The sequence below is a fragment of the Diaphorobacter sp. HDW4A genome, assembly GCF_011305995.1.
Taxonomy (GTDB): domain Bacteria; phylum Pseudomonadota; class Gammaproteobacteria; order Burkholderiales; family Burkholderiaceae_C; genus Diaphorobacter_A.
The window spans coordinates 2,416,473-2,435,489 of sequence record NZ_CP049910.1; the positions used below are offsets into that span (position 1 = coordinate 2,416,473).

The window sequence follows — 19,017 nt, forward strand, 5'->3', positions numbered from 1 at the left end:
CGCGAAGCCAGCAGCCACCACAGCGTGCAGAGCCTTTCAACAGACCACCCTAACGCCAATACAGCCCTTCAGGTGAGGTGTCGCAACGACGCACGATGGGCTGTATTGGTGCCTTGAAAAGACCCACCAATCGAAGCCACAAGGCTTTGAGACCCAACGTCAAACATCAGGTCCCATAAACCTTCTGAGGCTTGCGCCCTTCAACAATCAATTGATCAACAACGGACGTCATTTCAGAAGGCTCCCAACGTGCCCCCTTGTCGCGGATGGTGCCGGTAAACCAACCGTCGGCCACGGAGATTTCTCCACCCTTGGCCTCAAAACACCGCCCCGTCACGTGAGCAGAAAGCGAACTCCCCAGCCAAACCACGATGGACGCCACATTCAACGGATCCCAGGCATCAAACCCCGACTCCGGCTTCTTCACCATCTCAGGCATCGCCCCTTCGGTCATCGAAGTACGCGCAGCCGGAGCCAGACAGTTCACGGTAATCCCATAGCGAGCCAGCTCCGCCGCCTGCACCAGTGTCAGACTGGCAATGCCGCCCTTGGCCGCCACATAGTTGCTCTGCCCGATGGAGCCCTGCAGACCCGCGCCGGAGCTCGTGTTGACGATGCGTGCGTCCACCGTCTTGCCCGCCTTCTTCTGCTCACGCCAGTAACGACCCAAAGTATTGGCCATGCAGAAGTGCCCGCGCAGATGCACACGCATCACCATGTCCCAGTCATCTTCGGTGATGCTCAGGAACATGCGATCACGCAGAACACCCGCGTTATTGACCAGCACATTCACATCGCCGAACGCAGCTACGGCGGCGTCAAGAATCGATTGCGCACCCGCCATCGTCGTGATGTCCCCCGCGTTTGCCAGCGCTTTGCCACCAGCAGCAATCACTTCGTCAGCCACCGCCTGCGCGGCATCGGCGCGGATGTCGTTGATCACCACGTTTGCACCTTCGCTCGCGAATGCGAGTGCATAGGCCCGGCCAAGGCCTCCGCCAGCACCGGTGATCACCACGGTACGTTGATCGCAAATACCCATTTTTCTATTTCCTTAGATTTGTGGTGTCGTCTTCAAGCTTTGAATCCGCTGAGGTCCGGCATGCGCTGCGCCCATGGGTGCGCCTGCTCGAGTTGTGCGGCAAGACGCAGCAATCGGCCTTCGCCGCCGAACGGGGCGACGAAGTGCGCGCCAATCGGCAGGTTCTCCGCCGTCCAGTGCATGGGCACGCTCATGGCTGGGTGGCCGCTCAGGTTCAACAGCGACGTGAACGCCGACGACTTCATTGCCTCGCGTGCATAGCTTTCATACGGCTGATCGAGGCGCAGCGCGCCCAGCAACTGCGGCGGCACGGCCGTGACCGGCGAGAGAATCAGGTCGTATTGCGAGAGGAATCGGTCAAGCAACTGCCCTGCCCGGTCGAAACCCGAGCGCGCCAGGAACAGCTGCGCGGCAGTAGCGCTCTTGGCGGACTGCAGCATCGCCCAGTCGAGTGGTTCAAACTCGTCCTCACGCGCAACACGGCCCAGTTGCTTTTCGCGCGCCTGTACGGCCACCAGCATTCCAGCGCTCATCGCTGGGCCCATGCCCGCGTAGATTTCAGCGACCGGCAGCTCCGGCATCTTATCCTCGATCACATGGCCCATGGCCTCGCAGGCCTTGGCAGCCTTGTCGAGCGCGACCAGACAGTCTGCATGCACGGGCAGACCGAAATAGTTGTTGCGCCAAATCGCAATGCGCAGCTTCTTCTCTGGCGCAAGCGACAGCGCCTGCAGATAGGTACCCGCCGCATCGCTGGGCGGGCGCACGCGCGAGCCCGCCTCGGGCCCCGCCGCCAGATCGAGCAGCAAGGCGCTGTCGCGCACCGTGCGGCTGATCGCGTGGCCAACCGACAGGCCAGCAGCGCCGTCGAGACTGAATGGCCCCGTCGGGGTGCGACCACGGCTGGGTTTGAGGCCGAACATACCGCAGTGCGAGGACGGAATGCGGATGGAGCCGCCGCCGTCAGTCGCGTGCGCCACCGGCAGAATGCCCGCCGCCACCACTGCAGCCGCGCCGCCGGACGAGCCGCCTGTCGTGTGTTTGGCGTTCCAGGGATTGGGCGTAATGCCGTAGAGCGACGATTCGGTCGTCGTCGTCATGCCGAATTCGGGCGCTGCAGTTTTGCCGAAAATATTGAGCCCGCCCACCTTGTGGCGCGCGACGATGGTGCTATCCACCGGCGCGACCGCGTCCTTGAAGAAGCGGCAGCCATGGCTGGTGACGGTGCCCTGCATGGTCACGCCCAGGTCCTTGAGCAGAAACGGCACGCCCCAAAGCGGTGCGTGAGCCGTGGCTTCGGCACGAGCTGCCGCGCCGAGAGCGGAAAGCTGCTTCGCTTGATCGCGCGCCAGATCGAAGTCGCGCAGCACCACCGCATTGAGCTTGGGGTAAGCCTCGACGCACGCAATCGTGGCGTCCAGCGCCTCGAGCGGCGTGAGCGCACCGCTGCGCATCTGCGCCGCCCATTCGATGGCGTCGACCGGTGCCTTGGTGGCAGCCGACGCGCCGAATGTCGTGGTGCCGATGGAGCCTGCAACTGCGGTCATGGCCGCGCCTTTCAGAAAAGTGCGGCGATCAAGATGGCCGTGTGCGTTATCAACTGACTGGTCTTGCATGTTGTCTGTCTTCGTTGCTTTTTTTATCTAACGACCGCAAGGATCACAAACGCTCGAGGATGGTCACGTTGGCCTGACCACCGCCCTCGCACATGGTCTGCAGACCAAAGCGCCCGCCTGTGCGTTCGAGCTCGTGCAGCAGCGTGGTCATCAGCTTGGCACCCGATGCGCCGAGCGGATGGCCGAGTGCAATCGCGCCTCCGTTCACATTGGTCTTCGCGTGGTCGTAGCCGGTCTCCTTGAGCCAAGCCATCACCACCGAAGCGAAGGCTTCGTTGATCTCGACGAGGTCGATGTCATCCAGCTTCATGCCCGCCTTCTTGAGCGCGTGTTCGGTCGCTGGAATCGGCGCAGTCAGGTGCCAGATCGGGTCGTCCGCGCGTACGCTCAAGTGATGAATGTGAGCGCGCGGCGTGAGCTTGTAACGCTTGAGCGCCTCTTCCGACACCACGAGCACGGCAGCGGCCGCGTCGCAGGTGGAGCTCGACACTGCCGCCGTGATCGAGGGGTATGCAGGGTCGACTGGCAACAGCGTCGCCATCTTTTCCAGCGTGGACAGGCGCGCGGTTTCGTCCATGCAGAAGTCGCCAAACGGCACGATCTCGCGGTCGAAGCGGCCTTGCGCAATCGCCTTGAGCGCGCGGTCGTGGCTTTCCTTGGCAAAGACCTCCATTTCCTCGCGCGACACATTCCAGTGGTCGGCAATGCGCTGCGCCGCATAGAACTGGTTGACCGGCGCATCGCCAAAACGCGCCTGCCAGCCCTTGCTCTCGGCGAACGGTGTGGTGAAGCCGAGCGGCTGCCCGGCCAGCATGGCCGACGAGATCGGGATGGCCGACATCGTCTGCACACCACCGGCCAGCACCACGTCCTGCGTACCGCTCATCACCGCCTGCGCGGCGAAATGGATGGCCTGCTGGGACGAGCCGCACTGGCGGTCCACCGTCGTGCCCGGCACGTTCAGCGGCATGCCCGCGGCCAGCCACGAGGTGCGCGCGATGTCGCCCGCGAGCGCGCCGATGGTGTCTACGCAGCCAAAAATCACGTCGTCGTATTCCGATGCAGGGATCTCGTTGCGCTCCACCAGCGCCTTGATCACATGGGCGCCCAGATCGGCGCCATGCACCTGCGCGAGCGAGCCCTTGCGCTTGCCCGTGGGGCTGCGCAGTGCGTCAACGATGTATGCCTCTGCCCTCATGCCGTTGCCTCCTCGGCCACATTGCTGTTGTTGTTCACTGTCTTGGCGGCTGTCGTGCTGTTGCCCACGCTTTGCGACGCGAGACGATCAAAAGTGCTACCGGGGCCGAGCGGCGGGTTGGCATCGAGAAACAGGCTCTGCGAAAGCCGCGCGTTGTGGTAGCCGCGATCACCCCAGGAGGCGTCGAGCACCCATGCACGCTTCATGAACATCTGCAGATCAACTTCCCACGTGTAGCCCATGGCGCCATGCACCTGCATGCTCTGGCGGCTGGCAAACCAGCCGGCGTCACAAGCGGCCAGCTTGGCGTGCGAGACACGCGTGTCCGCATCCATCTCACCGTGCTGCAGCGCATAGAACGCACGGTAGAGCACGGGCTTGGCGAACTCGATCTTGGTGACGATATTGGCAAGGTGATGCTGCACCGCCTGGAAGCTGCCAATCACCTTGTCAAACTGCTTGCGCTGCGCGACATAGTCCACCGACAAGTCCACCATTCGCTGCGCCAGACCGACAAGCTGCGCGGCCGATGCCAGCGCGCCGCGGTTGACGGCCATGTCCCAGATCTTCTGCCCCTCGGCTCCGGCGGCGATGCGGGTGTCGGGCGTGGCCGTCCACTCCACGCTGCACAGACGGCGCGAGGTATCGATGCTCTTGAGCGGCGTGATCGTGCATTGCGATGGAAGCACCGCGTGCAACTCAAGGCCTTGGCAAGTGGCATGCGGCATCAGCAGCAGATTGGCCTGCTGGGCGTCAGCCACCCACGGGTTGATGGGGTGACCCACGGCCACGCGGATGCTGCCGTCGGCGATACCGGGCAGCCACTGCGCGCGTGCCGCATGCCCAGCGGGCAGTTCGCTCAACATGCCCGCTGCGACATACACGGTGTCGATCAACGAATCCGGCAGTGCGTAGTAGCCGATTTCCTGCAATAGCAAGGCCCAGTCCACATCACCGAGGCCCATGCCGCCAAATTCCTCGGGCACGGAAAGGCCACCAAGGCCCTGCTCAGCAATCTTGGCGCGCAACTCGGGGCTGCGGCCGGTGTCGGTTTCCCACACCTCGCGCAGCATTTCCGGCGCGGCTTCGGTCATGAAGAATCGGCTGACCGAGTCACGGAAAGCGATCTGATCTTCGGAGAAGGTGAAATCCATTTGGGGTGCTCCTCTCAGCGTTCAGGACTTGGGCAAACCCAGCAGGCGCTGGGCGATAATGTTGCGCTGGATCTCGTTGCTGCCCGCGTAGATCGGACCGGCTTGCGAGAACAGAAAGCCTTCGAGCCATTCATTGGCTTCGTCGTCCTCCAGCAGTTCGGCGCGCGGGCCAAGAATACGCATGGCGGTCTCATGGATCAGGATGTCGAGCTCGGACCAGACAATCTTGTTGGTGCTGGCCTCCGCACCGATCTGCGCGCCCTTGTGCAGGCGGCCCACGGTATGGAAGGACGATTGCGTGTAGGCTTCCGCGCCCATCCAGGCACGCAGAACGGCGTCGCGAATCGACGAGTCACGGTCGGCATCGGCCTGATGGCGCTTGTACAGCTCAATCAGCTTCTGCGCGCTGCGCTGGTAGCGTGCGGGCGAACGCAGCAGCAGGCCGCGCTCGAAACCGGCCGTGGCCATCGCCACGTTCCAGCCCTTGCCTTCAGTGCCCAGCAGGTTCTCGACCGGCACTTCGACATCGTCAAAGAAGATCTCGGCGAAATGCTCCTTGCCGCCGATGTCGCGGATCGGACGGATCGTCACACCCTTGGACTTGAGCGGCACGAGGATGTAGCTCAGGCCGTGGTGGCGGCTCGATTGCGGATCGCTGCGGAACAGGCCGAACAACCAGTCGGCGAACACAGCGCGGGTGGACCAGATCTTCTGGCCGTTGAGCACGTACTTGTCGCCCGTGCGGATCGCGCGGCTCGAGATCGCGGCCATGTCGGAGCCCGCGTTCGGCTCGGACCAGCCCTGGGCCCACATCTCGTCGCAGCGTGCCATGCGTGGCAGAAAGCGTGCCTTTTGCGCTTCGGTGCCGAACTCCATGAGCGTCGGGCCGAGCAACAGAATGCCGTTCTGGTTCACGCGATGGGGCGCGTCGGCGGCCCAGTATTCCTCTTCAAAGATCAGCCACTCGTTGAGGTCGCAGCCGCGACCGCCGAGTTCCTTGGGCCAGGTCACGCTGCTGTAGCCAGCCTCGGCCAGCGTGGCTTCCCATTGGCGGTGCTGCTCGAAGCCTTCTCGGGTGTCGTAGCTCGCGAGCTTCTCGCGCGGCACGTGGTCCTTGAGCCAGGCGCGCACTTCCGCGCGAAATGCCTGCTGCGCGGGGGTATAGGTCAAATCCATGGTGAAAATCTCCTCGATGCGCGAGCAGTGGTCAGAATGTGGCTTCCCGTTTTTCCACAAAGGCATCGCGTGTCTCTGCAGAATCGGGGCTCATGTAGGCCTGCAGGGTGAAGCCCTGCTCCCAGCGATACTTGTCTTCGAGATTGCCGTCCTCGATGCCGGTCAGCGCCTCCTTGGCGATGCGGACCATCGCTGGGCTCTTGGCGGCGATCTTGGCGGCGATCTCCATGGCGGTGTCGCGCAGCTCATCGCGCTTGACGACGCGCTCAATCGCGCCAAGGCGCAGCGCTTCAGGCGCTCCGATCATCTCGCCCGTGAAGAACAGGTAGCGCGTCTTCTGCACACCAAACATGCGTTGCAGATGCGCCGCGCCGCCCATGGCACCGCGGTCCACCTCGGGCAGGCCGAAGGTCGCGTCCTCGGCGGCGATCACGATGTCCGCCGCGCCGCAGATGCCGATGCCGCCGCCCAGCACAAAGCCGTGCACCGCCACGATCACCGGCACCTTGTTCAGGTGCACGGCCTTGAACGTGGCGTAGTTGCCCGCGTTCACATCGATGATCAGCTTGTCGTTGGCGGCAAGCTCCTTGATGTCCACGCCCGCGCAGAAGCCACGGTTCTCGGCGCGGATCACGATCACGCGCGTTTGCGGGTTGTTGCCGAGCGATTCGATTTCTCTCGCCAAGCCGTTCCAGCCGGCAGCGTTGAGCGCGTTGACGGGAGCACGGTCGATCACCAGTTCGGCGACGCCGTTGTCATGAATTCTTGAATGGAACTGTGACGAAGACATGGATGCGGTTCTTTCGGTTTGTCTTTTTGTTCGTTGTTCGTTGTCGTCGGTTCAGGCCGCCGCCATCTGATTGAACTGATTGAGTTGGTTGAGCGCGTTGCGGCGCTCCAGCGCCTGGCGCACGATGCCGGAGATCACCGTCTCGCAGCTGTCCAGACGCCCGATCAACGCAGCCACCTGACCGGCCGACATCACGCCGTCCGCCGGATTACCTTCAACCATGGATTTCTGCAGCAGCATCGGCGCGTTGGCCGCCATCACGGTCTGGGCGACCGAGGACGAGTCTTCCTTGAGCGCCTTCATGAAGATGCTCATCGCCTGCCCCGTGGTCATGCCGGTTTCGGCCTTCCACTTGAGTGCGAGATCGATGGCGATGCGCAGCCGTTTCATCGGGCTGGCCTTCTCGAGCATCGAGAGGTATTCGTTGGGAATCATGCGCTGGGGCATGCCATCGACCAGATACGAGATCGCGATTTTCTCGGCGTCCTTCGTCTTCACGTAGCGCTCAAGCGTCACGTCGGGCACCTTGGAATCGCTGGTCATCAAAAAGCGCGTGCCCATCGCAATGCCCTGCGCACCAAAGGCCAGCGCCGCAAGCAGACCGCGCCCGTCGTAGAAGCCGCCGGCGGCCACCACCGGCACATCGACCGCATCCACTACCTGCGGCAGCAGCACCGTGGTCGGCACGCTACCGGTATGGCCACCGCCCTCGCCGCCCTGCACGGTGATGACGTTGGCGCCCATTTCAATCGCCTTCTGCGCATGCTTGAGCGCGCCCACGGTGGGCATGCAGACGATGCCCGCGTCGCGCAGGCGGCCGATCACCTTCTTGTCCGGCCCCCGGCCGTAACTCACCGCGCGCAGGCGGTACTTCACCGCCAGATCGAGCAATTGCTGCGCATTCGGTTGGAACATGTGGAAGTTCAGGCCGAACGGACGGTCGTCCGTCAGGCGCTTGATCTTCAGAATCTCGGCCTCGATCTGGTCGGCCGCAATCGTTGCACCCGCCAGAAAACCGAAGCCACCCGCATTCGTCGTACCCACCACCAGATCGGCACCCGCCACCCAGCCCATCGCGGTCTGGATGATGGGATAGCGGCAACCCAGCAGATCGCACAGCGGCGTGCGCAAGGAGTTGGAGTCCTTGATCGGATCGCTCATGACTTGGCCTCTTCCTTGTTGGCGCGCGCCATCGATTTGGCATCGTGCCCGCCGAGGTGTCCCGCGCCCATGGCGAGGCTGTGGGCATGCGCGAAGTGGTGATACCCGTAGGCCATCTCCATCGTCGCGCGCAGGCCCTGCAGCTCCTCTGCGCGGTTCATCACGGTCTTGGTGAGCGCAAGGCCCATGCGCGGCTGCGCGGCCAGCTTTTCGGCCATCGCCAGCACCTGCGCCTGCAGATCGGCGCGCGGCACCACGCGGTTGACCATGCCCATCTCGTAGGCGCGCCCGGCGCTCATGCGCTCGCCGAGCATCAGAAATTCCTTGGCGATGCGGGTATGCATCTCGTTGGCGTGCGCGAAATACTCCACCCCTGGAATGCCCATGCGCACCACCGGGTCCTGGAAGAACGCGTCCTCACTCGCAACAATGAAATCGCAGACCCACGCCAGCATCAGCCCGCCCGCGACGCAGGCGCCCTGTACCATCGCGATGGTCGGCTTTGGAATGTCACGCCAGCGGCGGCACATGCCGAGATAGACCTCCTGCTCACGCACGAACAGCTGCTCACCGCCCGGCTTGTTCACATGGTCCCACCACAGATGCTTGCGATCAAAGCTCTTGTTGATATCGCGGCCGGGCGTGCCGATGTCGTGGCCCGCGCTGAAATGCTTGCCGCTGCCAGCAAGTACGATGACTTTGACCGCGTCGTCGTCCACCGCGCGGCGGAAGGCGTCGTCCAGCGCATAGGTCATCTGCGAGTTCTGCACGTTGTTGAACGTGGGGCGGTTCATCGTCACGGTGGCGATGCCGTCCTTCACTTCGTAGAGAACGGGCGCGTCGGTTTCGTAGACCGCGTTGTCCTCGCGCGTGACGAACTCGCTCGCCTCCGGTGCTGTGTTGGCAGGGCTTTGCATGTCATGCTCCCAGGGCGGATGCGCGCAGGTTGTGCGGATCGAGTTCGGCCAGCTGCGCCAGTTGCGCGGCGCTTGGCGCGGCCGTGGTCTGCACGCTCTCCGGCAGGAAGATCGGGAAGCCCGTGTTTTCCTGCACCATCGCCGCCGTCACGCCGGGGTGCAGCGAGACGAGACGCACCTGATGATCCGGGCCGCCGAAGTCCAGCACGCACAGGTTGGTGAAGATGAAGCGGATGTCGGTCATCTCCTCCAGCGCCCAGCCCTTGGGCAGGCGCGCGGGGTTGTAGCCCACCGACGCGACCATGTCCACCTCGCCCTCGACGAACACCTTCTTGCTGTGGTTGGGCACGAAGAACGAGTTCGCATGGTTGATGGAGTTACCCGGAAAACCGCGCACGCCCAGCATCATCGACTTGGGACGTGCGTAGTCGCCGCCCACCATCGAAATATTGGCCTGACCGAAGCGGTCCACCTGCACCGGCCCCACCATCGCGTGGCGCTTGCCGCCCCACACGTTGTCGAAAATGCGCGAGAAACCCATCCACGTCTCGCGCTTGATTTTGTAGTCGCCGCGCGGGCCGACCGGCACCGGTTCGCTCACGATCCAGGCCTCGGAGTCCGTCATCATGATGTCCGTGTTGACGGACTTCATGCACAGCGACGCGGCCAGGCGCGGCACGAGGCCGATGCCTGTCGCCAGCACCTCGCCATCGTCCTTCCACGCCTGCGCCGCAGCACAGATGATGCGATCGACCAAAGAAACTTCACTGCTCATCCTCGCCTCCCTCTCTCAAAACACCGGCAGTGGCAAACGCTTGATCGCATCCGCCCCGCCCACTTTGTCCAGGTATTCCTGTTCGGTGCAATTCACATACTTGGCCACGTAGTCGCTCCAGCCGGACTCTTCCTTGGCGCCGGTCGCGTACTCCTTGAAGTGCTTGGTGTCAAAGCCGTAAGCCGGCCCGCACGACGTGGGATGCGCGCCGCACGGCAGGTGCACCACGCCCGTGGTCTCCGAGCGTTCCCAGAACACGAGACGCGAGTTCTCGGCCGAGTCGAATGCGCTGGTCTCCACCAGTTCGTCGCAGCTCACGAAAGTCTTCTTCGCCGCACGTGCATAGAGGTCGTCCATGTACATGTCGGGCCCGCTGATCTGGCACACACCGCGCGCATCGGCCTTGTCCACATGCAGCAGCGCCACATCCAGATTCAGCGCAGGCATCGCAACCCATTCCTTGCTGTCGTATGGCGAGTCGATCACCTTGATCTGCGGGTTGTGCTTGACCAGATCCGTACCCAGACCGATGCGTGTAGGGATGTAGGGCACGCGCATGGCGGCGGCCTTCAGGCCCAGCAGCATCTGGCCCTCGTCGACCTCCACCACCTCGATGTCACCGTTCTGGCGTGCCTTGCGGAAGTACGGCTCCAGCGGAATGAAATCCAGCGTGACGAACGCGAAGATCAGCTTCTTGACCTTGCCCGCCGCGCACAGCATGCCCACATCGGCACCGCCATACGACACCACGGTCAGATCCTTCACATCGCTGCGCAGCAGCTCGCGCACCAGCGCCATCGGCTTGCGCCGTGGCCCCCAGCCGCCGATGCCGATCGTCATTCCATCTTGGATGGAAGCGACGACATCCTTCGCACTCATGACCTTGTTGACCATTTTTCTTACTCTCCGATCTACCCAGTTGCCTTGTTTTTTCCAGCTTGTCTTGTCTCTTGTCTGTGCACCGAGCCCGCTCAGGCGGTCTGCGCCACGCGCCCCACCGTGAAGTCGTGGCCCCAGAGGCTCACAGCCGTGAACTCGTGCACGATGTGCTGTTCCCAATCCAGAATCGCGCCGCCGTAGCCGTACTCCAGATCAAAGCCCGATGGCGTCTTCATGTAGAACGAAGTCATGCGGTCGTTGGTGTGCTGACCGAGCGTGGCGGTGAGCTGCACCTGCCCCTGCTGCATGCGGTCCATCGCACGGCCCACTTCGGGCATGTTTTCCACTTCGACCATCGCGTGCACGCAGCCGCTTGGCACCGGGAATTCGGCCAGCGCCAGGCTGTGATGGCGACCATTTGCGCAGTGGAAGAAATGGATGCGAACCGTCGGGCCCGCGTCGCCTGCAGGTTTGAAGTTGTAGATGTCAGACGTCTCGAAGCCCAGCACATCGCGCGCAAACGCCACGGTGGCTTCAAAGTCAGGCGCGGGCAGCACTGTGTGACCAAGACCGTAGTCCCCCGTCACGAAGCTGGATACGCCCTGCGGCGAAGCAAAGCGCTTGAAGTCCGACTTGAAACCCCACACCACTTCATGGCGATTGCCCGCTGGATCGAACAGCACGGCCATCTGCTGCACGCAGCGCTGGCGGCACAACTCGGCACTGCCCAGCTCGTAGGCGATCTTGGCGTCATCCAGCGCCTTCAGCGCCGCGTCGAAAGCGACCTTGTTGAGCAACTCCCAACCGGATGCGTGATAACGATCCTTGCTGCCCGCCTGCACCTGGAAGCGAAACTGGCGTTCATCCATCTTGATATGCAGCGTGCCATCGCCCACCGGCGTGGCCATCATGCCGAGCACGTCCTTGGCGTAAGTGCTCCATTGATCGAGGTTCGTGCTCTCGGCAACGATATAGGCAAGTCCACGGATTTCCATCATGACGGCAGGGCCTCCAACCCAAGGTTCTGATGAGTGATGGTGTGAATTCTGAAGATGCGAGGGCTGTTCAACATCGTCCGTTGAGACTAACGAGAAGTACTGGTTTTCTCTAAAAACGTAGCAACCTCACCTTGTTTCACAAGGGTCCTAGGGCTAACCCTGTCTTTCATTTAGGGTAGCTTGACCAGGCACGAGGGCGAACCCAACACAAGGACAAGGGCCTGCCACCGGGCATGGCAAGGCTCACATCCAACCGCGCCGCTACTCGCAAACCCGGTCAACAACGCTCATGCAGCCACGGCACTGCCCACGGACAAATAGTCCGTGTAGCCTTGTTCTCCATCGGTATAGAGCGTCTTGCGATCAAACTTGGACAGCGGCAGGCCCTCGCGCATGCGGCGCACGAGGTCGGGGTTGCCGATGAAATGGCGGGCGAATGACACGGCCCGGCCCTCGCCTGCAGCCACGGCGGCTTCGGCAGAGCTGGCGTCAAAACCGTCGTTGAGGATCAGGTTCTCGCCGAAGTGCTGGCGGGCCAGCGCGAATGCGTCGATCTCGGGCACGGCCGCGCGCATCACATGCAGATAAGCGATGCCGATGCCCGCCGCCTGGCGCATGAGTTCGGCGTGCGTGGCGGCCGAGTCTTCGTCGCTGGTGTCGTTGTAGGTGTTGCCGGGATTGAGGCGCAGGCCCACGCGGTCCGCACCAATGCAGGCTGACATCTCGCCCAGGCACTCTGCAGCGAAGCGGGCGCGATGGGCCGCGTTGCCACCGTATTCGTCGCTGCGCTGGTTAGTGGATGAGCTCAGAAACTGCATGCTGAGATAGCCGCTGGTGCCGTGCAGCTCCACCCCATCAAAGCCCGCATCGATGGCGCGTTGCGCGGATTGCGCATGCATGGCGATGACAGCCTTCACCTCTTCGGTGCTCAAGGCAATGGGGGGGTCGAAATCCTGCATACCGGCGACATCGGTCCAGATCTGGCCTTGCGCCTTGATGGCGGATGCCGACACGGTGCGCACGCCCGCAGGCTTGATGTGGTGGCTACCGATGCGCCCCGAATGCATGAGCTGCAGCACGATGCTGCCGCCGCGTGCATGCACAGCATCGGTCACGCGTTGCCAGGCGCGAACCTGCCCTGCGGTCTCGATGCCTGGCTGGCGGTTGTAGGCCTGGCCGGTGACTTCGGGCCAGCTGCCTTCGGCCACGATCAGGCCCGCGTCGCCGCGCTGGCCGTAGTGTTCGGCCATCATGGGCGTCGCGAGGCCTTCCGGCGTGGCGCGGTTGCGCGTCATCGGCGCCATCACGATGCGGTTCTGCAGCGTGATGCGGCCGAACTGCGTCGGGGTGAACAAGGTTTGGGTCATGGTGAAGTTTCTCCCCTCAGTCAACGCACGCGCATGCGCGGGTCGGGCGCCCCTCGGCGCATGGTTTTGAGGAATTCGTTGAGCGGTGCGGGCGCGGCCACCTCGGGCAGTTCGTCCTTGCCGGGGCGGTTCGCCCAGAACTCCTTCCAGCTCGGAAACAACTCGTGGAACGCGCCGCTATAGGGCTCACGGCCCGGCCAGCGCATCTTCATGTCGCCGATCGGTGGTTTGTTCAGATCCGTTGCATACCAGTAGCACGGCAGGCGGCGGCGGAAGAGCCACTGACCATCGATGCGCTCGTAGTCGTCCCAATACAGCATCTGCATGATCACCCATTCGGCACCGCACTCATGCTCATTCTTGGAATAGACGACGCCGGTGGCGTGATCCTTGTCCGCGAACTCGATGATGTGCTGCCCAAGGTGGTGCGAGGTGCCGGTGAACTGGTCGCGCAGCGTGGAATCCTGCCACCCTTTGAAATGCGCGCGACCCACTTTCTCCTTGCCGACGCGGATGTCCGGCGCGAACAGGTTGACGTGCGCATCCATGTCGCGCATGTCGAGCGACAGCGAATACTTGCCCACCAGTTGGCGGATGGCGTCCAGCGATTCCAGTCGGTCGATGCGCTCTTCGAGCGTCGATGGCCATTGACTCATTGCAGCGGTCTCCTTGTCGTCAAATCAAAGCGCGGTGACGAGCACTGCAGAGCGGCCGCCATCCACCGGCAGCGCCGCACCGGTCACGTAGCTGGACTCGTCGCTCGCCAGGAACAGCGCGGCGTTCGCCAGTTCGACCGGCTGGCCGACGCGGCCCATCGGAATCAGCTTCTCGGTGTTCTTGCGCGACGCGTCGTCGGACAGCATGCCCGCGGTTGCAGGCGTTTCCACCACGGCCGGAATCACCACGTTCACGCGCACACCCGCTGCGGCACCTTCCGCCGCTGCGGCGCGCGAGAAGTTGATGATCGCGGCCTTGGCCGCCGAGTAACCCGACATGTAGGGCGTGCCCAGCGTGCCGCAGATCGAGCTCACATTGATGATCGAGCCCCCCTTGTCCTTCATGAGCTTGAGCGCGGTACGTGTGCCCCAGAAGGTGCCGTCCACCGACGTAGTGAAGTTGGCATGCCAGTCCTGCGTGGTCATAGCATCGATACCGCCCCAGGTGTAGGCCATGGCGTTGTTCACCAGCACATCAAGCGTGCCGTGTTTCTGCGCGGTCTGCTCAAGCGCGCCGACGATCTGCTGCTCGTTGCCCACATCGGCCACCACCGCCTCGGCCTTGCCGCCGGCGGCGTTGATGCGCGAGACCACCTCTTCAAGCGGTTCCTTGCGGCGACCGCAGATCACCACCGTTGCGCCTTCCTGCGCGAAACGCTCGGCCGTGGCCGCACCGATGCCGGAGCCGCCACCGGTCACGAATGCGACCTTGCCATCCAACCGCTTTTTGCTGTTGCTACTCATCTCGAAACTCCTTACAGAAAGGCGCTGCCGCCGTTGACCGCCACGTTCTGGCCAGTCACGAAACCGCTGTCGTCGCTGGCCAGAAACACTGCCACTTTGGCGATGTCATCGGGCTCAGCCATGCGGCCCATGGGCACGCCCTTGATGATCGCGTCGGCCCATTCCTGGGGAATGCCCTGCATCATTGGCGTGTTGGTCGGGCCTGGCACCAGCGTGTTCACACGGATGCCCTGAGGCGCCAGTTCCTTGGCCATGCCGCGCGTGAGGCCCATCAGCGCTGCCTTCGATGCGCAGTAGTGCGCCGGGCCATCGCCGCTTACCGCCGAGGTGCTGGAGATGTTGACCACCGCACCGCCCGACTTGGTCTCCTGCATGACCTTGACCGCCTCGCGTGCACAGTAAAAGGCGCCGTTGAGATTCACGCCGATCACGCGCGCCCAAGTCTCATCGGGAATGTCGGCGAACTGGTCGACCGAACCCACACCAGCGTTGTTCACCAACGCATCCACGCGGCCAAAGCTGCTTTTGATTTCGGCAAACAGCGCGGCCACCGCTTTGCTGTCGGCCACGTTCACGGAACGTGCAATGTGCTTGCCATCACGGCCATTCAGTGTGTCCTTGGCGGCCTGTTCGTTCAGATCCACCGCCACCACGGTGGCGCCCTCGTCGGCAAAGCGTTGCGCAATCGCGCGGCCCATGCCCTGACCAGCTCCCGTGACAACCGCCACCTTTCCATTCAATCGCATTTTTGTCTCCTGTTGACATGAATGTTTAGACCTGTCAAGAGTAGAAAAAAATGCATGGTCAACCATCGTCCGATGAGACTATGAAGAGGTCTCGCAGTTCTCATAAAGTAGCGCCGGACCTCGTCCACAAGGACTGCCGAACCCCTCGGAAGCCCTTTGTACACGCGGTTTCGCAAAACTCACATACACAGATAAGACGGAGACATATTTTGAGAAAAAATACCACTTGCCTGGCGATTCTGGCCCTGGGCTCGGCGCTCAGCCTCCCAGCCCACGCCCTCAACATCGTCGTCAGCAACGACGACGGCCTGACCAGCAACGTCAAGGCGCTGTATGACGCATTGAAGGGCGCCGGACACGACGTCATCGTCTCGGTGCCCTGCACCCAGCAAAGCGGGCGCGGTGGCGGCGTGGTGATGTACAGCACCGACAAACTCGTCGCCACGCAGGACGCCGACATCACCAAAAACGGTGGCTGCCGCAACGGCGCGGCCAAGACCGGCGAGCCCTCGGTCGGTGCCATGACGCGCAGCGGCTATGACAATGGCGATTGGTATTACGCGCACGGTACGCCCGTGATGGCGCTGATGTACGGCCTCGACGTCCCGGCCGCCAAGCGCTGGGGCAAGGCACCCGATCTGGTGGTCTCTGGTCCCAACGAAGGCTCCAACGTTGGCGGACTCAACATTACTTCGGGGACCATCGGCATCACGCAGTTCGCGCTGATCCGCAGCATTCCGGCCATGGCATTCAGCGTCAGCTCCAATGCCATCGACGACACCAACCTCGCCAACCCGCAATCCCAGACCGCCGCCAATTTGACCCTCAAGCTGATCCAGTCGCTCAACGCACAACGCACCAGCACGGGCATTCTTCCCAAGGGCGTAGCGCTGAACGTCAACTTCCCGAGCAACTTCAGCGCCACATCGACGTTCGCTTTCTCACGCATCGGCACCTTCAACCTCTACGAACTGGGCTTCCAATCCACCGCGCCATACGGCTATCGCCTTGCAACGCGCAACGACCCCGCCAAGGCCACGGCGGAACAAAAGGAAGACGAATCCGTCGTGATCAGCGACCGGATCTCGGTAGTCGCCATGCAGCTCGCGTTTGACCACCGCCCCGCAGCGCAAGAATGGCTGCGCATGAAAATGGATACCGTCAACACCACCAAGCCGTGAGCAGGAGCGTTGCGATGAAGTCCCAAAAACCATCACTCTTCAACCTCCTGCCCGCAGCAGCCCTGCTCGCCACCACTTCCGCACTGATGTCCGGCTGTGGCGGCGGCAACAGCGGATCCGCCAGCGCCAACATCGACATGCCCGGCCTGAGCACCGGTGCCTACGTCGTCGCTACCGAGGTCAGCGGCAGCCTGCAAGTGGGAAAGTACTACGTCGGCAGTGACGGAAAAACCACCCTGCTGATGCTGCAGGACGACCAATCACGCGTGACAAGGGTCTATACCAAGGGCGTCGACAGCACGCATTGGCGCATCGCTGGAACGGCCAGCAGCACGGACTCCTCCACCGATCCCGTCGTGAAACACACCGCATCCATCCCCGCAAACGCATTTGCCACCTCAACGCTGGCGGGCGCCTACGAAATCCGCCTTGCCAACGGCAGCAGAACACAGTTCAGCATCGACGCCAACGGTGCAATCTCCCCAGTCACAGCATCCAGCTGTGAAATCAAGGGCCAACTGGGCGCATCAACCATGCCCCAGCTGCTCGCGCTGAGCATCACCCAAAGCAACTGCAGCGGCTTGACAGGTTCCTGGAGCGGCGTGGCGGTACGCGATCAGGACGATGCCCCCGCATCGTTCCGCTTGGTAAGCACCGACGGCGGTAGTCTCAAGGATCTCTGGGCCTTCGCAAAATAGGCGACTTCAACGCAAGGGCCGCAGGAGTGGCGGCCCTTGCGCTCTTCAAACATCTACATCCCATTCATTTCTTCCCATATGCCAGAAAGCATCCACAAGATGAACACGAACCTCTCCAACAAGATCGCACTCGTTACCGGCGGCGCCAGCGGCGTAGGCCAGGAGGTAGTGAAGCTCCTGCATGCGCGCGGCGCCAGCGTAATCATCAGCGACATCAACGACGCTGCAGGCAAGCAACTCGCCGAAGAACTGGGTTCCCGCACCGCCTTCGTTCACCATGACGTCAGCAACGAAACCTCGTGGACACAGGCCATCGAGTTCGCGCAGAACACCTTCGGCACGATCAACGTACTGGTCAACAATGCCGGAATCCTCCTGCGCGGCAACATGGAAACCGGCCTACTGCAGGACTTTCAGAAGCTCCTGCATGTGAACACCGAATCAGTCTTCATCGGTTGCCAGCAAGGCATTCTGGCCATGAAGGCCAGCGGCGGCTCGATCATCAACATGGCCTCTGTCTCATCCTGGCTGCCGGTAGACAACTACGCCGGCTACAGCGCAACCAAGGCAGCGGTATCCGCCCTCACCCGCGCCACGGCGTTGCATTGCCGCAAACAAGGCTACGCCGTTCGCGCCAACTCGGTTCATCCCGACGGTATCTACACCCCGATGATGCAGGCCTCGCTACCCAAGGGGGTGACGCGCGAAATGGTGTTGCATGATGCGGAGCACAACCGCGCTGGGCGTGCGTACACGCCTGAGCGCATTGCGGAACTGGTGGCGTTTCTGGCCAGCGATGCGTCGAGTGTGATGAGCGGGAGCGAATTGCATGCGGACAATTCGATTCTGGGAATGGGGTTGTGACGGGGGTGCGATTCGGGCTTTGAATCGCTCTTTAGCTGTTCTGCTTTTTACGCTGCTGGGCCGTGTCTCGCCCCCATCTGGCGACTTACTTTTCCTTGTCTCGTGTATAGACGGAAGACATGGGTAACACCCGTTCCAAGACATAGGTAACGCTTCCGGGGTGTTCAAGCCCGGGAGACAACCATGATCTGGATGGAGGGGAGTACCGTGTCCTTGCGTCAAGAATTCGTGATGCTGGCCCTTGCTGAGTCAGCCAACGTGCGCGAGCTGTGTAGGCGCTTCGGGATCAGTCCCAAGACGGGCTACAAGTGGCTGGCGCGCTTTCGCAGCAGCGGCTGCGATCGTGCATCGCTGGTCGATCACAGCCGCAGGCCCCTGAGCTCGCCTCGCCTGAGTCCGGCCCATGTGCAGGACGCGGTCGTGCAGCTGCGACAGCAGCACCCCACTTGGGGGCGGACGCAAGCTCTCGCGCGTGCTGCAGGATGCCCGCCAACTGTGCGTTGCGCCCAGCGCCGTCACGCACATCCTGCGTAGCCATGGGCTGCTCGATGCCGCAGCCAGTCAGGCGGCTACGCATTTCTTGTCTTTGGTGATGGTGACGAAGGTGCACTCCAGTGTGCCGGAGGTCGCGCTGATGGATGGCTCCTTGCAGACATTGGTGATGGAAATGGTGTACTCGGTCATCTCGCCGAAGGCTACCGGGTCGACGGTGTCTGTCTTCTGCACGAAGATATCCAGACTGCAGAGGCTTGCGCGCTGTTGTTGGTGTCGTTGGCTTCGGTCGTGCTGGTGCTCGCGACCACGGTGTTCGTGATCGTGGTGTTCTCCGCATCCTTGCGCGGCAGCAGCTTGTAGCTGGTGGTTTGCTGCGCCGCCACCGCGACCGTGGGCCAAGTGCAAATGGCCGGCACCCATGTCACATCTGCCACTCCCCGCGTCAGCAGGACAGCGCGTCATCGTTAATGGCTAAAAAATCCCTACTTCACGAGCCGTTT

General features: G+C 62.6%; 21 protein-coding genes. 4 read left to right on the forward strand and 17 right to left on the reverse strand.

Going from position 1 to position 19,017, the window contains the following annotated elements; translation table 11 throughout:
- Positions 1-166 precede the first annotated feature (166 nt).
- From G7047_RS10860 to G7047_RS10930, 15 genes are all read right to left on the reverse strand, one after another.
- Positions 167-1,042: an SDR family oxidoreductase gene (locus tag G7047_RS10860; protein ID WP_166304818.1), complete on the reverse strand. Its 876-nt coding sequence runs from the start codon at positions 1,040-1,042 to the stop codon at positions 167-169.
- 32 nt (positions 1,043-1,074) lie between these two features.
- Entirely contained in the window at positions 1,075-2,589 is a 1,515-nt protein-coding gene (locus tag G7047_RS10865) for an amidase (protein WP_240939450.1), read from the reverse strand.
- 112 nt (positions 2,590-2,701) lie between these two features.
- The gene (locus G7047_RS10870; protein ID WP_166304824.1) at positions 2,702-3,856 is read right to left on the reverse strand and encodes an acetyl-CoA C-acetyltransferase; all 1,155 of its coding nucleotides are present in this window, start codon (positions 3,854-3,856) and stop codon (positions 2,702-2,704) included.
- On the reverse strand, positions 3,853-5,010 hold the full coding sequence (locus tag G7047_RS10875) for an acyl-CoA dehydrogenase family protein (RefSeq protein ID WP_166304827.1): 1,158 nt from the start codon (positions 5,008-5,010) through the stop codon (positions 3,853-3,855). The genes G7047_RS10870 and G7047_RS10875 overlap by 4 nt, the downstream gene beginning before the upstream one ends.
- Positions 5,011-5,031: 21 nt before the next feature.
- Positions 5,032-6,186, reverse strand: a complete 1,155-nt coding sequence (locus G7047_RS10880; RefSeq protein ID WP_166304830.1) for an acyl-CoA dehydrogenase family protein — start codon at positions 6,184-6,186, stop codon at positions 5,032-5,034.
- A 31-nt stretch (positions 6,187-6,217) separates the two neighbouring features.
- On the reverse strand, positions 6,218-6,976 hold the full coding sequence (locus G7047_RS10885) for an enoyl-CoA hydratase family protein (RefSeq protein WP_166304833.1): 759 nt from the start codon (positions 6,974-6,976) through the stop codon (positions 6,218-6,220).
- Between the two features lie 51 nt (positions 6,977-7,027).
- Positions 7,028-8,137 carry a nitronate monooxygenase family protein gene (locus tag G7047_RS10890; protein WP_166304836.1) on the reverse strand — a complete coding sequence of 370 codons (1,110 nt, stop codon included), beginning with the start codon at positions 8,135-8,137 and terminating at the stop codon, positions 7,028-7,030.
- Positions 8,134-9,054 carry an enoyl-CoA hydratase gene (locus tag G7047_RS10895; protein ID WP_166304839.1) on the reverse strand — a complete coding sequence of 307 codons (921 nt, stop codon included), beginning with the start codon at positions 9,052-9,054 and terminating at the stop codon, positions 8,134-8,136. Before G7047_RS10895 ends, G7047_RS10890 begins: the two co-directional genes overlap by 4 nt.
- A gap of 1 nt (position 9,055) precedes the next feature.
- Positions 9,056-9,829 (reverse strand): CoA-transferase subunit beta, encoded by a 774-nt coding sequence (locus tag G7047_RS10900; RefSeq protein WP_166304842.1) that lies wholly within the window; start codon positions 9,827-9,829, stop codon positions 9,056-9,058.
- Between the two features lie 15 nt (positions 9,830-9,844).
- Positions 9,845-10,723, reverse strand: coding sequence for a CoA transferase subunit A (locus G7047_RS10905; RefSeq protein WP_166304845.1), 879 nt, complete (start codon positions 10,721-10,723; stop codon positions 9,845-9,847).
- A gap of 77 nt (positions 10,724-10,800) precedes the next feature.
- On the reverse strand, positions 10,801-11,706 hold the full coding sequence (locus G7047_RS10910; protein ID WP_166304848.1) for a VOC family protein: 906 nt from the start codon (positions 11,704-11,706) through the stop codon (positions 10,801-10,803).
- Between the two features lie 287 nt (positions 11,707-11,993).
- Positions 11,994-13,073, reverse strand: coding sequence for an alkene reductase (locus G7047_RS10915; protein WP_166304851.1), 1,080 nt, complete (start codon positions 13,071-13,073; stop codon positions 11,994-11,996).
- Between the two features lie 20 nt (positions 13,074-13,093).
- On the reverse strand, positions 13,094-13,729 hold the full coding sequence (locus G7047_RS10920) for a nuclear transport factor 2 family protein (RefSeq protein ID WP_166304855.1): 636 nt from the start codon (positions 13,727-13,729) through the stop codon (positions 13,094-13,096).
- 24 nt (positions 13,730-13,753) lie between these two features.
- Positions 13,754-14,533 carry an SDR family NAD(P)-dependent oxidoreductase gene (locus G7047_RS10925; RefSeq protein ID WP_166304858.1) on the reverse strand — a complete coding sequence of 260 codons (780 nt, stop codon included), beginning with the start codon at positions 14,531-14,533 and terminating at the stop codon, positions 13,754-13,756.
- A gap of 11 nt (positions 14,534-14,544) precedes the next feature.
- A complete protein-coding gene (locus G7047_RS10930; RefSeq protein WP_166304861.1) occupies positions 14,545-15,279 on the reverse strand; it encodes an SDR family NAD(P)-dependent oxidoreductase in 735 nt (244 codons plus the stop codon).
- A 209-nt stretch (positions 15,280-15,488) separates the two neighbouring features.
- Between G7047_RS10930 and G7047_RS10935 the strand changes: the two genes are divergently transcribed.
- The 4 genes from G7047_RS10935 to G7047_RS10950 all read left to right on the forward strand — a co-directional run bounded on the left by G7047_RS10935 (position 15,489) and on the right by G7047_RS10950 (position 18,556).
- Entirely contained in the window at positions 15,489-16,460 is a 972-nt protein-coding gene (locus G7047_RS10935; RefSeq protein WP_240939451.1) for a 5'/3'-nucleotidase SurE, read from the forward strand.
- 14 nt (positions 16,461-16,474) lie between these two features.
- Entirely contained in the window at positions 16,475-17,158 is a 684-nt protein-coding gene (locus G7047_RS10940) for a hypothetical protein (RefSeq protein ID WP_166304867.1), read from the forward strand.
- Between the two features lie 99 nt (positions 17,159-17,257).
- Entirely contained in the window at positions 17,258-18,022 is a 765-nt protein-coding gene (locus G7047_RS10945; RefSeq protein WP_166304870.1) for an SDR family oxidoreductase, read from the forward strand.
- Between the two features lie 207 nt (positions 18,023-18,229).
- Positions 18,230-18,556, forward strand: coding sequence for a helix-turn-helix domain-containing protein (locus G7047_RS10950; RefSeq protein WP_166304873.1), 327 nt, complete (start codon positions 18,230-18,232; stop codon positions 18,554-18,556).
- Between the two features lie 27 nt (positions 18,557-18,583).
- On the opposite strand, the gene G7047_RS10955 is transcribed toward G7047_RS10950, so the two are convergent.
- Positions 18,584-18,748 carry a hypothetical protein gene (locus G7047_RS10955; protein WP_166304876.1) on the reverse strand — a complete coding sequence of 55 codons (165 nt, stop codon included), beginning with the start codon at positions 18,746-18,748 and terminating at the stop codon, positions 18,584-18,586.
- A complete protein-coding gene (locus tag G7047_RS10960) occupies positions 18,718-18,942 on the reverse strand; it encodes a hypothetical protein (protein ID WP_166304879.1) in 225 nt (74 codons plus the stop codon). The genes G7047_RS10955 and G7047_RS10960 overlap by 31 nt, the downstream gene beginning before the upstream one ends.
- Between the last annotated feature and the right edge of the window lie 75 nt (positions 18,943-19,017).